Here is a 15939-nt window from a genome sequence, read left to right as displayed (position 1 = left end):
TCAGGTCAAGTGTTCTTTATTTATTGCTTAAGCCATTTATCAATAACCTGTGTATTGGCTTTGCAAGTGCTACCAGATCAAACTTATGGTCATTCATCACCCAGTTTGTAACAGTCTCATCAAGTGTGCCGAAAATCATTTGCCTCGCTAACCTTATATCAAGGCTTTCATCGAACACACTGGACTCTTTTCCTTTTTGTAGTATGGAATCAACCAGGGCTAAATACCTCTTTAGGACATCCCCAATCTTTGCTCTTAACTGCTTGTTTGTCTGGCGCAGTTCCAACTGTGTAACAATTGCCAGATCATAGTCTTCTGAAAGCTGTTTAAAATGCATCTGAATCAATGAAAGAAGCATTTCATCAGGGCTTTTTTGAAGCAGGATTTCCATTTCGGTTTTTTCTATAAAGCTGCCCATTTTCTTTTGGAACAACGAGATCAACAAATCTTCTTTGTTTTTAAAATACAGATAAATGGTACCGTCAGCGACACCTGCTGCTTTTGCAATCTTTGAAACTTGAGCTTGATGATACCCATGTTCTGCAATTACTTTTACTGCAGCATCAATAATCTTATCGTATTTTGGTCCGCGTTTTTTTCCCTTTGTCATTGATCCGTTCTCCTTTATGCTTTTGCCCTTGACTGACTATGTACCAAGCAAAATGGGCATCTTCGTAAAATGAATGAGCATTCATTCATGATTTAATTCTAAAGGAAAGCCGGAACATATGTCAATAAGAAGTCCCTGAGCGAGCGCTCGTTAGATTGAATTCCCAAAGAAAAAACAGCTACCATGCCATAGTTGTTTTACAATTTAATGATATCATAATAAAGTGAAATGTGCGAATTTTAATAACAAAAAATTATTCTTCTTCTGTTTATTTATCTCTTTAGTGCCTTATTTCAGGTATACCTTTTCTCAAAAGAAGAGCCACTCCTTATACGGAATGGCTTGAAGCATCTTCAAAACGCTGTTTTTCTTCATCGATCAATACTCTTCGCAATATTTTTCCAACTGTCGTCTTTGGAAGTTCTTCCCTGAATTCATATAATCTAGGGACTTTATAAGCAGCGAGATGTTTTCTGCAATGCTTATTCAGATCTTCCTCTTGAACTGTACAGCCTTCTTTAAGAACGATGAATGCTTTAACCGTTTCTCCCCGGTACGGATCTGGCACTCCAAGGACAACAGCTTCCTGTATCGCATCATGTTCATAAAGAACTTCTTCTACTTCTCTTGGATAAATATTATATCCGCCGGCGATAATCATATCCTTCTTCCGATCCACGATATAAAAATAGCCCTCTTCGTCCATATATCCCATGTCTCCAGTAGATAGCCACCCATCATTTAAAACCGCTTCCGTTTCCTGCGGGAGATTCCAGTAGCCTTTCATCACTTGAGGTCCCCTTACGAGCAATTCTCCGATCTCTTTCGTTTCTGCCGGTTTTCCTTCAGCTCCAAGGATCGCAGCATCAGTATCAGGCCACGGAAGCCCGATGCTACCAGTAACATTTTTCCCGGACAAAAGATTTGCATGTGTAACCGGGGATGCTTCTGTCAGTCCGTATCCCTCTACTAACCTCCCGCTTATTTTTTCCTGAAACTTTTGCTGGACTTCTACTGGAAGAGGAGCAGATCCACTGATACAGGCTTTTATGGATGATAGATCATAGTCATCCAGATCCGGATGATTTAGCAATGAAATATAGATCGTCGGCGCTCCTGGAAATAGCGTCGGCCGCTGTTTCGAAATAGTCTTCAGTGTATCTTTAGCATCAAACCTGGGTAAAATCACCATTTTAGATTGATACATGATCGCGAGGTTCATCACGCAGGTCATCCCGTAAACATGGAAAAAAGGCAAAATACCGAGGATTACTTCTTCGCCAAATCTTGCATCAGCGATCCAGTATCTGCACTGCATCGTATTTACAACAAGATTATAATGAGTCAGCATTACCCCTTTAGCAAGGCCGGTTGTTCCCCCGGTATATTGTAAAAGTGCCAGGTCTTCTTTTGGGTTAATTGAAACCTCGGGTTTATCCAAAATACCTGTCCTCATCCACTCTTTAAAGCTGTGAATCGAAGTATCGTTATACGGAACATTAACAAGAATCCCTGTCTTTTGCTTCTTTTGGACAAGGGGATATAACACATTCTTTGGAAATGGCAGATATTCTTTTAATCCCGTCACGATAATGTGCTCAATCGGACTGTTCGATTTTACTTTTACCACTTTTGGAAAAACAAGATCAAGGCATAGGATAAATCTTGCTCCTGAGTCATTTAACTGATGCTCTAATTCTCTTTCCATATAAAGTGGGTTTGTTTGAACAACAATTCCACCTGCAAGGAGAACCCCGTAATATCCTATAACTGCTTGAGGACAGTTTGGAAGCATAATCGAAACACGGTCCCCTTTTTCCAAACCCCGGGAAATCAGGTGATTAGCCAGTTTGAGGGCACTTTCATAAACTTCCCTATAAGTTAGTTCTTTTCCCAAGAAATGGATCGCTTTTTGTCCTGGGGCGTTTTCAGCTGCATTTGACAGATAGTCGTTGAGCGGTTTTTCATCATAGTCGATATGTTTTGGAACGTCTTTCGGGTAACTGTTTAACCATGGTCTTTGAATGGCTGGTTCCATAGGATTACCTCCTTAATTATCGTCTCCTTTCCAAACTCTAATTCTCATCACTCTATCTTCATTATAATCAAAAAGTCACAATATTTATATAATTTATTTAATTTTTTTGACATTTATTCCTTTTTAGCGACGATAATCGGGAGGACAAGCCATTTTTCGCTGGGAGAAAAGTCCTTAATGAAACAAAAGCTTTTATGCTCTCCCTGGCGGCACGATCTCATCGTACCCTGTCGCTTACGCTCCTATAAAATAGATCTGGCAATCTATTTTTTTGAGAGTGAAAGATTTGTCGCTTTGGGGTATATAAAAGCCTGGCTAAAAATACAAATGGCCGACTCTTCAAGAGAGTCGGCCATTTCACTAATTTTACGTAAAAAACAAAAGATAGATGACGCCGCCTATAAAAAACAGGCTGGCTACTACCATTAGCACTTTCCAGAGTGTTTCCACGTCTTCCTCCCCTTATTCTATACCGGCACCAATCACGTAGGAAAGCCCCAGTGAAATAACCATCGAGATAAAGCCTACGGCTCTGTTATCATTTTCTATTTCTTCATCGATTCGAAATTTCGGTGTTAGAAATTCGAAGATAAAATAACCAAACAATAACAGAAGAAATCCGAAAAGCCCCCATCCCATCATGGTAACGATTGAATCGTTGTGTTCGATGGAAAAACGAAAAATATTAGCGATCCCGAATATCTTTCCTCCAGTAGCCATCGCTACTGCCATGTTTCCTTTTTTAATCTCCTGCCAGTTCTTATATTTCGTAACTAGTTCAAAAATGGCAAGAAATACGATCATGCATACTACAACAACACTGTAATTTGCTGCAGTTTGAAAATAGGTACTCTCCCAAAATTGTCCCATGGTTACCGTTTCTCCTTTTTGGTATAGGGCTTCGTTCCTTATTTTAGCTCGACAACGGTTACGCCGCCGCCCCCTTCATTCATGCCGCCCATCCTGGTACTTTTTACTCGCGGGTGCTTTTGAAGCAATTCATGGACACCTTTGCGAAGAGCGCCCGTTCCCTTTCCATGAATGATAGAAACCTGATGGTATCCTGCTAACAAAGCATCGTCCAGATATCGTTCTACTTCGATCTGGGCATCTTCATATCTTTTTCCTCTTAAATCCAGTTCTGTCTTAACATGGGCATTGCTGCCTCGTACCGTTACGATCGGTTTTGTTTCAATTTCCGGCTTAGACTTTATCCGTTCCAGATCGGCCTCTTTTACATTCATCTTCATAATGCCGATCTGCACCTGGTACTCATTTTTCCCTACCTTTTCAACGATATGGCCTTTTTGGTCAAAAGTTATCACTTTCACTTCGTCCCCTGGTTTTAGCTCCACAGACTGCGCTTTCTTCTTTTTCTTAGCAGCATTCGCATCCTTTTTGCGGAGTTCCGGGGTTGTTTCTTCCAATCGCTTTTTGGCATCGATCAACTGATGTTCCTTTACGTTCCCCTGTTTCAACTGGTAAGATCTTAGCTCATCGATAATTTTTCTTGCTTTTTCCTTTGCCTTTTCCACTTCTCTGGCAGCTTCGTTTTCAGCTTGCTCAAGCATCCTGTCACGTTCCTTTTGAAAACGTTCCAACCCCTGTTCCAGGTCTCGCTTTAATTCCTCGGCCTGTTTTCGAAGCTGAATAGCATCTTCCTTATCCAGAGCAGCCTGTTTCTGGCTCTCTTCCAGAGAAGAAATCATTTTATCCACTTTGTTTGTTTCGCTTGAGATCTGGGACTTCGCATCCCCGATAATCTCTTCTGATAATCCAAGCCGCCTTGAAATTTCAAACGCGTTGCTTCGTCCTGGCACACCGATCAACAGGCGATAAGTCGGCCTTAATGTTTCTACATCGAACTCTACGCTCGCATTCATTACTCCTTCTCTGTTGTACGCGTAAGCCTTTAACTCACTATAATGGGTCGTTGCGATGATTTTCGCTCCGCTTTTATAAACATAATCCAGGATAGAAATTGCTAGTGCAGCTCCTTCCTGAGGATCTGTGCCTGCTCCAAGTTCATCGAATAAAACAAGACTGTTCGAATCTACATGCTTTAAGATTTCTACTATATTCGTCATATGAGAAGAGAACGTACTCAAATTTTGTTCAATGGACTGTTCATCTCCTATATCTGCATGGACCGCCCTGAATACCGCCATTTCAGATTCTTCCTCAGCAGGAATATGCATTCCTGACTGTGCCATCAAGGTCAAAAGACCAAGTGTCTTTAACGTAACCGTCTTTCCTCCCGTATTCGGCCCGGTAATAACAAGCGAGGAAAAGGATTTACCAAGTTCAAGGGTTGTCGGAACGACTTCATCTGCAGGAAGCAGTGGATGTCTTGCACTCTTAAGGCCAACTTTTCCTTCGTTGTTCATGATCGGCTTGGTTGCGTTCAAAGTTTGTGCAAAAAGTGCTTTTGCTACGATAAAATCAATCTCGGAAAGCATTTTCACATTATGGTAAAGCACCTCGGCTGATTCCGCTACTCTTCCAGTCAATGCTGTTAATATCTTATCGATTTCGTGCTTTTCCTTAATTCTAAGCTCTCGGATCTGATTGTTTATTGTTACGACAGATTGTGGTTCAATAAAAAGGGTTGCGCCTGAAGAAGACTGGTCATGGACCATTCCGCCAAAAGCGCCTCGATATTCCTGTTTAACAGGAATAACAAACCGGTCGTTTCGAATGGTTATTAATGCATCGGAAAGCATCTTTCTTGTACTTGAAGAACGAATCATGCTTTCTAGCTTTTCTCTTACGCGAGATTCATGGCTCTTAAGCTGGCCCCGTATTTTACTCAATGCATCGCTTGCCGAATCCATCACTTCGCCATCCTGGTCAATGCTGTAAGCGATCTCTCTTTCAAGCTCTGTTTCCGGCTCGATTTCGGAAACATAGGAATCCAGGATCGGAAGTTCGACTCCATCTTCTACCATATTCTCGATAAACGTTTTAAAGCGTCGCCCGCCGTATATTGTACTGGATATATCAAGAAGCTCGTCCGGATTTAACATACCGCCAATTTCCGCACGTTTCAAACTTGCTCTAATGTCCCTAATCCCTCCAAGAGGGGCCTGGCCCTTCAAACGGAGAACTTTTCTGGCCTCTTCCGTACTGTTTAGCCCATGGTTGACTTCATCCAGTTCAACATGAGGTATAAGCTCTTCAATTTTTTGCTTTCCTAGTGATGAAGCGGTATGGGCAGAAAGCATCTCTTTTATTTTTTGATATTCTAATAGTCGCAATACTCGTTTATTCAAAACAACGTCCTCCTACTATGCCATTCTAACGATCTTTCATGGAGCCTTGAGAATGACGGTTGAAAAATGCTTCTAGTTCTGTCGAATCATACGTATTGAGGATCGTTTCTTTTTTTAACCATCCTCTACGTCCGAACGCTACACCGATCGGCATATGCTCAAGCATGTCCATGTGATGGGCATCTGTATTGATCATTAACTTTACATTTGCTTCCTGGGCTTTTTTCAACCATTCAGCTGATAGATCAAGACGGTTTGGATTTGCATTGAGCTCAAGGGCTGTATCCGTTTCTTTTGCAAGCTTGATCAACATCTCAAGATCAACGTCATATCCCGTTCTTTTCCCTATTAGTCTTCCGGTTGGATGCGCGATTAAATCAACATGATGGTTTTTAAGTGCCGTTTCCAGCCTTTTCATAATCTTATCCCGGTTCTGGGAGAAGGAAGAATGGATCGATGCGATAACAAAATCCATACCTTCTAAAACGTCATCCTCATAATCCAGAGTTCCATCAGGGAGAATATCCATCTCTACTCCAGCGAATATTTTAAAATCCTTATATTTTTTGTTAAGGCGGTCAATTTCTTTTCTTTGTTCTTTCAGTCGCTCAGGAGTCAAGCCGTTTGCGACTTTTAAATACTGGGAATGATCGGTCATCGCAATGTAAGAATAACCTTTCTTTCTCGCAGCTTCTGCCATTTCTTCTATTGTAAACGCCCCGTCACTCCAGGTCGAGTGCATATGGAGATCGCCTTTGATGTCATCAAGAAGCACAACGTTGATTTCCCCTTCCATGGCTGCTTCTATCTCTCCGTCATCCTCCCTTAGTTCAGGTGGAATAAATGCAAGGCCGAAATGTTCATAAAATTCTTCTTCCGTGTTAAAAGTCGTAATCTCTCCTGTATCTATATCTTCAACGCCATACTCGCTTATTTTTTCACCGCGCTTCTTAGCGATTTGCCTCATTTTAACGTTATGTTCCATTGAGCCAGTGAAGTGATGGAGAGTTGTGGCAAATTCCTCTGGTTTCACAAGCCTGAAGTCGACCGATACGGCATAATCATACGCCAGTTCAAGCGTTACTTTTGTATCCCCCTGGACGATTACCTTTGCCTCTGGTTCAATTTTTAAAAGCTGGTCCGCAACTTTTTCGGCTTCATTCGTTGCGATAATAAAATCCAGGTCTTTAATCGTTTCTTTCATCCGGCGCAGGCTGCCTGCTCTTGAATATTTCTCAATTCCCTTAAAGCCATCAAGTTGAATTTCGATATTCTCTGCGATAGGAAGCATGTATGCGATAGGAAGCCTGTCCGGCCTTTTTCCTATGTCTTTGATCGCTTCAAGAATTTTTTCTTCTGTTTTTTTCCCAAATCCCGGCAATTGCTGAACCTTGTTTCCTTCACATGCTTTTTTCAAGCTGCTAACATCTGTAACACCAAGTTCCTGATACAGCTTTTCAATCTTTTTACCGCCAAGACCTGGCAAGCCAAGTAGTGGAATCAATCCATTCGGCACCTCTTCCTGCAGGCTTCTTAACGTCTCTGAATCTCCTGTTTCGACCAGTTCTTTTATTATTGCAGCAGTTCCTTTTCCGATTCCGTTCAGTTCTGCAGGGTCTTCGATTTGTTCCATATTCCGATCATCAGTTTCAAGTGCGCGTGCCGCTTTTCGAAAAGCCGATATTTTAAAAGGGTTCTCTCCCTTGATTTCCATATAAATCGCGATTTCTTCCAGTTTTTTTATTACTTTTTTCTTATCCATGATTTGTCCACCCTTCCTTTCGGGTTTTCTCCTACCTTCTATCGTACCGGTATTTTTTTAAAAAACCAACTTGAAACAACTGCAATAAAAGAAATAACCCTTCCGGACAAGAAGGGTTAAACGACGTGGTTGCTCCATAAGTCTTTAATTTGTTCCGATAATATCGGTGTGTGCTTCACAATGCTTTCCGCCAAAAACGAATGACTGATGTACGTTTGTACTGTCTCATTCGGCACAAGAGCTGCCAAAAAAAGAAAAATAAACAAAATAACGTACACTTCTATAAATCCCAGCACACCGCCGAGCCAGCCATTAATCGTACGCAAAATCGGCAGGTCTGCAAGAAAATCAAGCATGGAGCCTATAATTTGCATAATGATTTTTGTTCCAAAGAAAAGCATAGCAAAAGCAATTCCTCTATAGTAAGTAGCTTCAAAATTTATTGCGTCAAGAACCATGTTCGTTGAATCGCCTTCTCCAAAAGAAGGATATGGAATCCACAGCTTTAAATGTGGAGCCAGATCACCGAAATACATATATGCGACGATAAACGAAACAATAAAACCTGTTAAATGGACAACTTGTAATATCAGGCCACGGCGAATGCCGACCAAAAATCCCCCGACTAAAATAACTAACAGTATTAAATCAACCATCCCTCTTATTCCTCTTCTTTCAATTTTTTCTGAAGTTGTTGCATTTCTTTCTTAAGCAATACGTACTCGTTCACAATATTTACTGCAGTCAGCACAGCGAGCCTTTTTGTATCCAAATATGGATTCATCGTTTTTAATTCTTTCATTTTTTCATCCACTATATTGGAAACCTCTATAATATGATCAGAGCTCTCGGTGCCTTTTATTGTATATTCTTCTCCATAAATTTGTACTCTTGTGCGTTCATTCCCTTGCTTCTCTCCCACCCAAAAGCCTCCTATTCCGAGAAAAAAACCCTAACTTTTATCTTAACATGAAAGATTTTACATGAAAATCGTCTTACACTTACATCCTAAGGTCCCGTTACCCTTTTTATAAAGGATTCGTTATAATAGGAGATATTCCTCAGTACATAAAAGGAGTTTTGTTATGTCACATGTCGTTTTAAACGTATCTCAATCAATTATGAATGAAATGAAAGAGAATTACAACCAGTTTAAACAGGATAAACATCCTCCAGGAAGTTTGTTTGCAGCGAAAGTTCCCGGCTGCACGATTACAGCTTACAATTCCGGCAAAGTTCTTTTCCAGGGAAAAAGCGCTGAGGAGGAATCTGGAAAATGGGGGAAATCTTCCGTTTCATCAAAACCTAAAGCAAAGCCTTCTATAAAAGAACCAACTAAATACAGTCCGCCTGCTGACATAGGGAAGCTTTCGATCGTCGGTTCAGATGAAGTTGGAACAGGCGACTATTTCGGACCGATCACTGTTGTCGCAGCCTTTGTTGCAAAAGAGCAAATTCCTCTTTTAAAAGAGCTCGGAGTCCGTGATTCAAAAAACTTAAAAGATCCGCAAATTATAGCCATCGCAAGAGATTTAGTGAAAACTGTTCCATACAGTCTTCTTACTCTGCCAAATGAAAAATACAATCAACTCCAGCGAAAAGGCTACAGCCAGGGTAAGATGAAAGCATTGCTGCATAACAAAGCAATCCAGCATGTGATGCAAAAAGTCGATGGACAGGAAGTTGATGGTATTTTAATCGACCAATTTGCAAAACCTGACGTCTATTTCGGATATCTTTCAAGGGAAAAGAGCGTTGTAAGAGAAAATGTTTTCTTTGAGACAAAAGCAGAAGGGATCCACCTTGCTGTAGCAGCCGCTTCTATCATTGCCAGATATGCCTTTGTTCAACATATGGATAACTTAAGTGAGGCAGCAGGATTTCCAATTCCAAAAGGAGCGGGGAAGCAGGTAGACATTGCAGCTGCACAAATCATTAATAGCAAAGGGCTCCAAGCTCTCGAAAAGTTTGCAAAAGTTCACTTTGCCAACACCGACAAAGCAAAGGTGCTGGCTCAAAAAGCTAAAAGACCATAAAGTACGTTACAAATTGAAAACAGGCTGCAAATGTGCAGCCTGTTTTTTTATCCACGAAGTGATGCGCCAATCTCTTGCTTTAATTGATCAACCACACGGTCGTGAGCCTTTTTTACTTCTTCTTCTGTCAGTGTATGTTCAGGATTATAATATCTTAGAGAAAACGCCAGTGACTTTTTGCCTTCTTCCATGTGCTCACCCTGATACAAATCGAATATTCTTGTTTCAGCCAGTAACTTGCCGCCAGCCTGTTCAATTATGTTTAACACGGCCTGAGCCTCGGTACCTTCATCCACCACAAGAGCGATATCTCTTGTAACAGAAGGGAATCGAGGAAGAGATTTATACTCAAGCGGTTCCGTATTCGTTGTTAGTAGCCGTTCCAGGTTAAGTTCAAATAAATACGTTTCATTGATATCATATTCGCTCTGGGCTTCTGGATGAAGCTGGCCGACAAAACCAATCTCTTCTTCGTCAAGAAGAACGTTAGCAGTTCTTCCTGGATGCATATTCTGCTTTTCAGCCTTTTGGAACGAGATACGATCAGAGAGGCCGAGCTCCTCAACAAGCCCTTCGATCACTCCCTTGGCTACAAAGAAATCGACCGGCTTCTTCTCCTTCTGCCAGGAATGCTCCTGCCACAACCCGGTGAATGCAGCTGAGATATGCTCTTCTTCTTTAGGAAGCTCGGAAACTTTTTCCTGCTTCGTTAAAAACACTTTTGCTGTCTCATATATTGCGACATCATCAAGCTGCCTGTTGTGATTATGCTCGATTACATCCAGCAAATGAGGAACAAGGCTTGTTCTTAACACTGCCCTCTCTTCACTCATCGGCATGGATAAAGTGATGTCATTATAGCCAATCTCACCAAAGAATGCGTTTTTCTTTGGACTTGTCAAACTGTATGTTGTAACTTGATATAAGCCTGCACCTTCCATGTATCTACGTACGAGACGGCGCTTGTTCTGGTAGTCTGTGAGCCCACCAGGAGTTCCTTCTCCGTAAGGAAAAGTGGCGGGGAGGTTATCATAACCGTACAGTCTGCCAACTTCTTCAATGAGATCCTCTTCAATGGTTATATCTGGCCGTCTTGCCGGCACCAGTACTGAAAATGTTCCGTTATCATTGTTATATTCAAATCTAAGTCGATCAAAGATCTCAGCTACCGTGTTTTCTGAAATATCGGTTCCTAACACACGGTTGATTCTTTTAACAGAGACACTCACACTTTTCTCTTCAACAGTACGCTCCCCGGCTTCTACAGGGCCTTCAAGCACTTCTCCTCCTGCAAGCTCTACAATAAGCGAGGCTGCACGCTTTGCTGCTAAATGAACTCTGTTTCGGTCGATTCCTTTTTCAAATCTTGCGCTTGAATCACTGCGCAGGTTAAGGTCTTTAGAAGCCTGGCGGACCACAAAGCCATTAAAGTAAGCCGCTTCAAGCAAAATCGTTTGCGTTCCATCATAGACTTCTGAATCGGCACCGCCCATTACACCTGCTACAGCAACCGGTTTTTTCCCATTCGTTATTACAAGATGATCGCTTGATAACGTTCTTTCCGTGTCATCAAGTGTTTCGATCTTCTCTCCATCACCAGCTCTTCTAACTACGATCTCTTTTGATCCAAGCCGGTCATAATCAAATGCATGAAGCGGCTGCCCGTATTCAAGAAGCACATAGTTTGTAATATCAACAATATTATTGATCGGGCGGATACCGGATGATACAAGACGATTAACGAGCCATAATGGTGAGGCTTTAACTTCTACTCCCTTTATGATCGTAGCCCCATAATAAGGATTATCTTCTTTATTTTCAATGCTTACCGAAACATAATCAGCAGCAGATTCATCAGAATGCTCGACTGAAGGTGAAGGAAGGTTTACTTCTTTCTTCAGAATAGCAGCTACTTCGTAAGCGACACCAAGCATATTCATGCAGTCTGCCCTGTTCGGTGTAAGACCAAGCTCCAGGACCTTATCGTTAAGGTTTAAGTATTCAAGTGCATCCGTTCCCACTTCCACATCGTTCGGAAAGACAAAAATTCCGTCTGCAAATTCTTTTTGAACGAGCTTCGATTCGATTCCAAGCTCTTGAAGCGAGCAGATCATACCGTTTGAAGCTTCTCCGCGAAGTTTTGCTTTTTTGATCTTAAAGTTACCCGGCAACACAGCCCCTACTTTTGCAACGGCAACCTTCTGGCCTTCTGCCACATTAGGTGCACCGCAAATGATTTGGACAGGTTCTTCCTCTCCAATGTCTACTTTGCATAAATTCAGTTTGTCTGCATTGGGGTGTTGTTCACAGGAGACCACATGGCCTACAACGACACCTTTCACCCCTTTATTTAAACTTTCTACTGTTTCTACCTCAATACCGCTTTTGGTTATTAAATCAGCTAATTGCTCAGCAGTATGGTTGCCGAGATCAACATATTGTTCAAGCCATCGCATCGAAACGAGCATTCTATTTCTCCTCCTTCATTTTGTCCGTTCTATTGATTCACACGATTAAATTGCTTTAAGAAACGTACATCGTTTGTATAGAAGTTACGTATATCTTCAATTCCGTATTTCAGCATCGCGATCCGTTCAGGCCCCATTCCAAAAGCGAATCCCGTATATTTCTTTGAGTCAAAACCAGACATTTCGAGAACATGCGGATGGACCATTCCGCCGCCTAAAATCTCGATCCAGCCTGTACCTTTACAAACAGAGCAGCCTTCCCCTCCACAGTTAAAGCAGGAGATATCCATCTCTACTGAAGGCTCTGTAAAAGGGAAAAAGCTTGGACGCAGGCGAATTTCACGTTCTTGTCCGAACATTTCTTTGGCAAATGTTTGAAGAACGCCTTTAAGGTCACTCATTCTCACATTTTCACCGACCATTAATCCTTCAATTTGAGTAAACTGGTGTGAATGAGTCGCATCATCTGTGTCACGCCTGTAAACTCTGCCTGGAACAATAATTTTAACCGGTCCTTTTCCTTCATGCTTTTCCATTGTCCTTGCCTGCATAGGAGAAGTATGCGTACGGAGCAAAATATCTTCTGTAATATAGAATGAATCCTGCATATCGCGAGCCGGGTGATTTTTCGGGAGATTTAACGCTTCAAAGTTATAATAGTCCGTTTCTACTTCCGGCCCTTCAGCGATTGAGAAGCCCATACCGATAAACAAATCTTCAATTTCTTCCACTACCCTCGTTAACGGATGATGGTTGCCTTTTTGAACAGGTCTACCCGGCATCGTTACATCGATCGTTTCCTTTTTGAGTTTCTCTGCCACTGCTGCTTTTTCTAGCTGCTCCATTTTTTCGTCAAGCTTATCGGAAATGATCGCTCTAATCTCATTACCAAGCTGCCCCATTTTAGGGCGCTCTTCAGCCGGCAGCTTCCCCATTCCCCGGAGAATTTCAGTGATCGGGCCTTTTTTTCCTAAATAAGCAACACGTATATCCTGTATTTCTTTCACATTTGAAGCTTCTTCAATTTTTGAGACAGCTTCTTCTTTCAGCGCTTGCAACCGCTCTTTCATAAAACTTCCCTCCTAAAGATTTATAAAAATCGTTAATTTAAAAGCCAAGGAAAACAAAAAAGCCTCCGCCCCAAAAAGGGACGAAGACGTCGTGGTACCACCCTAGTTTACGGCAATAAAAGCTGTTGCTTTCATCGCAGTCTCGAAATGAATAACGGTCTTTGACCGGTCCATCCTTTCCGGCTGTTGATAAGCCGGCTTTCGGATGTCAACTCCAGAGCGAATTCGATCACTTCACCATAGAAATGCTTGCAGTCCGGGGCACTTCTTCCCTGAAATGGCGAGAGGCAATGTACTACTCTCTTTCCTCGTTGTTGGCGCTTTTAAGTTGGTTTCTATTATAGATAAAAACAGTATATTTCGCAAGGCTTAGTGTTGTGCACGCAACTGATACATCAAAATGCCTGCAGCGATCGAGACGTTCAAAGATTCAGCTTCACCAAAAATCGGTATATAAATTCTTTCATCAGCAAGCTGTAGAACCTGCTTTGAAACCCCGTTGGCTTCATTTCCCATCACAATGGCAAATGTATCCTGCTTCTCCAGGCTCGTGTAAGATCGGCCCCCGTTAACTTCCGTTGCATAAACCGGGATTTGCTTTTCTTTCAGTTGTTTAATAAACTCCTCCAGATTAGCTTTAACGATCGGCAGATGGAAGATCGACCCCTGTGTTGAACGCAGTACTTTACTATTATAAGGATCTACACAGCCATCACCGAGTATAACTGCATCATAACCAGCTGCATCTGCGGTCCTTATAATGGTTCCCAAATTCCCAGGGTCCTGAATACTATCCAGAAGGATAAACTTCCCTTTTTGTACTTTTATTGTTTCATCAGGGAAAGTGCAAATGGCGGCAATTCCCTGGGGGGTTTCTGTATCACTGATTTCTTTCATGACTTTTTCAGTTACGGTAAACACTCTGGCTTTTTCGTTAAAAGCATCTGCCATGTTAGAATGATCGCTTTCTTCGAGCATGATAACTTCCTTAACTAATGAACCCTGTCTGCTTGCTTCCTCCACTATATGCGGACCTTCGATCATAAAAGTTCCTGATTTTGCTCGGCCTCTTTTTGTATGTAACTTTTTCCATTCTTTCACTTTACTATTTTTGACTGATTCGATATGCATATCCGTTTTCACCTGCCTGTTCCTACCCCATTATATCCTTTCCATATACTTATATCCAATTCGATTCATGAAAAAGAAAAAGATGTACAAACTAAAAATGCTTTAGAAACAAGCATCAAACAAAGGCGAGGTGAACCTAATGGATTTAAACTTACGAAAAGCGGTTCTTGCAAACGTAACGGGACATTCAGAGGACGAGTTAGAGCATACAATCGTGGATGCGATTCAGAGCGGCGAGGAAAAAATGTTGCCTGGACTAGGTGTCCTTTTTGAAGTCATCTGGGAAACAGCACCTGAAAACGAAAAGGAACAGATGCTTTCATACCTTGCCCAGGGCTTAAAACAGTAAAGGCCTGACTCAAAAGTGTCAGGCTCCTCCGTACCGTGTTGGAGGCGCCTGACACTTTGCTTTAGAGTCAGCCCATTCTATTAATCAAATGTAAGTTGATTTACTTTATCAGAGTCAAGACCTTTAATCACTTCTACGATTAAGTTAACCGCGTTTTCAAAATCATCACGATGTAAAATCGCTGCATGCGAGTGGATATAACGGGTTGCAATCGTAATGGATAGTGCAGGCACACCGTTTTGAGTCAGATGAATTTTACCTGAATCCGTACCACCGCCGGCAATTGCATCGAACTGGTATGGAATGTTGTTCTTGTCTGCAGTATCAGTTACAAAGTCTCGCAATCCTTTATGGGAAACCATCGATGCATCATACATGATGATTTGCGGACCCTTACCCATTTTAGATTGCACATCTTTCTCGCTTATTCCCGGTGTATCTCCGGCAATACCTACATCAACCGCAAAACCGATATCAGGTTTAACGTAGTTAGCAGCTGTTTGGGCACCGCGAAGGCCTACTTCTTCCTGAACAGTTCCAACACCATAAACAGTATTCGGATGCTCTTCATCTTTAAGTTTGCGCAATACTTCAATCGCGATCGCACAGCCAATACGGTTATCCCATGCTTTAGCCATAAGCATTTTTTCGTTGTTCATCACTGTAAAGTCGCAAATCGGCACAACGGAATCTCCAGGACGAACGCCCCACTCCATCGCTTCTTCTCTGCTGGATGCACCGATATCGATGAACATATCTTTTTTGTCTACAGATTTTTTGCGCTGATCTGCAGGCAGAATATGTGGAGGCTTTGAACCGATAACCCCTACGATATTACCTTTGTTTGTCATAACATTCACGCGCTGTGCAAGCATAACCTGCTCCCACCAGCCACCGACAGTCTGGAACCATAAGAATCCATTGTCATCGATCCTGGTAACCATAAACCCAATTTCATCTAGATGTCCGGCTACCATAATCTTTGGACCTTCCTGAGATCCCTTTTTGACAGCGATCAGGCTGCCAAGATTATCGTATTGGATATCGTCGGCAAATGGTTCAATATACTTTTTCATAACTTCACGAGGTTCGCGCTCGTTGCCGGGAATGCCGTTTGCATCTGTTAATTCTTTTAACATCTGAAGTGTATTATCTAACTTTGCCATGTGCGATAAGTCCTCCCTCTATGTATTCAGTTTTCAT

14 protein-coding genes and 1 other annotated feature are annotated in these 15939 nt (G+C 41.9%); of the genes, 3 read left to right on the top strand and 11 right to left on the bottom strand.

Features of this window, described 5'->3' with window-relative positions:
• Positions 1-16: 16 nt before the first annotated feature.
• Both FCL54_RS02375 and FCL54_RS02370 read right to left on the bottom strand, forming a co-directional pair.
• A complete protein-coding gene (locus FCL54_RS02375) occupies positions 17-610 on the bottom strand; it encodes a fatty acid metabolism transcriptional regulator FadR (protein WP_138122764.1) in 594 nt (197 codons plus the stop codon).
• A 328-nt stretch (positions 611-938) separates the two neighbouring features.
• The gene (locus FCL54_RS02370; protein WP_171016639.1) at positions 939-2648 is read right to left on the bottom strand and encodes an AMP-binding protein; all 1710 of its coding nucleotides are present in this window, start codon (positions 2646-2648) and stop codon (positions 939-941) included.
• 177 nt (positions 2649-2825) lie between these two features.
• Between FCL54_RS02370 and FCL54_RS02365 the strand changes: the two genes are divergently transcribed.
• The gene (locus tag FCL54_RS02365) at positions 2826-3077 is read left to right on the top strand and encodes a hypothetical protein (protein ID WP_138122762.1); all 252 of its coding nucleotides are present in this window, start codon (positions 2826-2828) and stop codon (positions 3075-3077) included.
• Positions 3078-3110: 33 nt separating this feature from the next.
• Here FCL54_RS02365 and FCL54_RS02360 read toward each other — a convergent pair whose 3' ends face one another.
• The 5 genes from FCL54_RS02360 to zapA form a co-directional block, all read right to left on the bottom strand.
• Positions 3111-3518: a DUF350 domain-containing protein gene (locus tag FCL54_RS02360; RefSeq protein ID WP_138122760.1), complete on the bottom strand. Its 408-nt coding sequence runs from the start codon at positions 3516-3518 to the stop codon at positions 3111-3113.
• Positions 3519-3556: 38 nt separating this feature from the next.
• On the bottom strand, positions 3557-5920 hold the full coding sequence (locus tag FCL54_RS02355; RefSeq protein ID WP_138122758.1) for an endonuclease MutS2: 2364 nt from the start codon (positions 5918-5920) through the stop codon (positions 3557-3559).
• A 25-nt stretch (positions 5921-5945) separates the two neighbouring features.
• Entirely contained in the window at positions 5946-7682 is a 1737-nt protein-coding gene (gene polX / locus FCL54_RS02350) for a DNA polymerase/3'-5' exonuclease PolX (RefSeq protein ID WP_138122756.1), read from the bottom strand.
• Between the two features lie 116 nt (positions 7683-7798).
• On the bottom strand, positions 7799-8338 hold the full coding sequence (locus tag FCL54_RS02345; protein WP_138122754.1) for a CvpA family protein: 540 nt from the start codon (positions 8336-8338) through the stop codon (positions 7799-7801).
• Positions 8339-8343: 5 nt separating this feature from the next.
• Positions 8344-8604, bottom strand: coding sequence for a cell division protein ZapA (zapA, locus tag FCL54_RS02340; protein ID WP_138122752.1), 261 nt, complete (start codon positions 8602-8604; stop codon positions 8344-8346).
• 163 nt (positions 8605-8767) lie between these two features.
• Between zapA and rnhC the strand changes: the two genes are divergently transcribed.
• Entirely contained in the window at positions 8768-9718 is a 951-nt protein-coding gene (rnhC, locus tag FCL54_RS02335; RefSeq protein ID WP_138122750.1) for a ribonuclease HIII, read from the top strand.
• Between the two features lie 47 nt (positions 9719-9765).
• On the opposite strand, the gene pheT is transcribed toward rnhC, so the two are convergent.
• The 3 genes from pheT to FCL54_RS02320 form a co-directional block, all read right to left on the bottom strand.
• The gene (pheT, locus tag FCL54_RS02330) at positions 9766-12186 is read right to left on the bottom strand and encodes a phenylalanine--tRNA ligase subunit beta (RefSeq protein WP_138122748.1); all 2421 of its coding nucleotides are present in this window, start codon (positions 12184-12186) and stop codon (positions 9766-9768) included.
• A gap of 29 nt (positions 12187-12215) precedes the next feature.
• Entirely contained in the window at positions 12216-13256 is a 1041-nt protein-coding gene (pheS, locus tag FCL54_RS02325; RefSeq protein ID WP_138122746.1) for a phenylalanine--tRNA ligase subunit alpha, read from the bottom strand.
• 73 nt (positions 13257-13329) lie between these two features.
• Positions 13330-13574 (bottom strand) — a binding site (T-box leader).
• 51 nt (positions 13575-13625) lie between these two features.
• On the bottom strand, positions 13626-14387 hold the full coding sequence (locus tag FCL54_RS02320; protein ID WP_138122744.1) for a TrmH family RNA methyltransferase: 762 nt from the start codon (positions 14385-14387) through the stop codon (positions 13626-13628).
• Positions 14388-14526: 139 nt separating this feature from the next.
• Between FCL54_RS02320 and sspI the strand changes: the two genes are divergently transcribed.
• Positions 14527-14736, top strand: coding sequence for a small acid-soluble spore protein SspI (gene sspI / locus FCL54_RS02315; RefSeq protein WP_138122742.1), 210 nt, complete (start codon positions 14527-14529; stop codon positions 14734-14736).
• A gap of 80 nt (positions 14737-14816) precedes the next feature.
• On the opposite strand, the gene FCL54_RS02310 is transcribed toward sspI, so the two are convergent.
• Positions 14817-15902, bottom strand: coding sequence for a M42 family metallopeptidase (locus FCL54_RS02310; RefSeq protein ID WP_138122740.1), 1086 nt, complete (start codon positions 15900-15902; stop codon positions 14817-14819).
• Between the last annotated feature and the right edge of the window lie 37 nt (positions 15903-15939).

Source organism: Exobacillus caeni (assembly GCF_005747095.1).
GTDB classification, from domain to species: Bacteria; Bacillota; Bacilli; order Bacillales; family Guptibacillaceae; genus Exobacillus; species Exobacillus caeni.
Note: the sequence above shows the minus strand (reverse complement) of the source record. Positions and strands in the feature narration are given on the sequence as shown.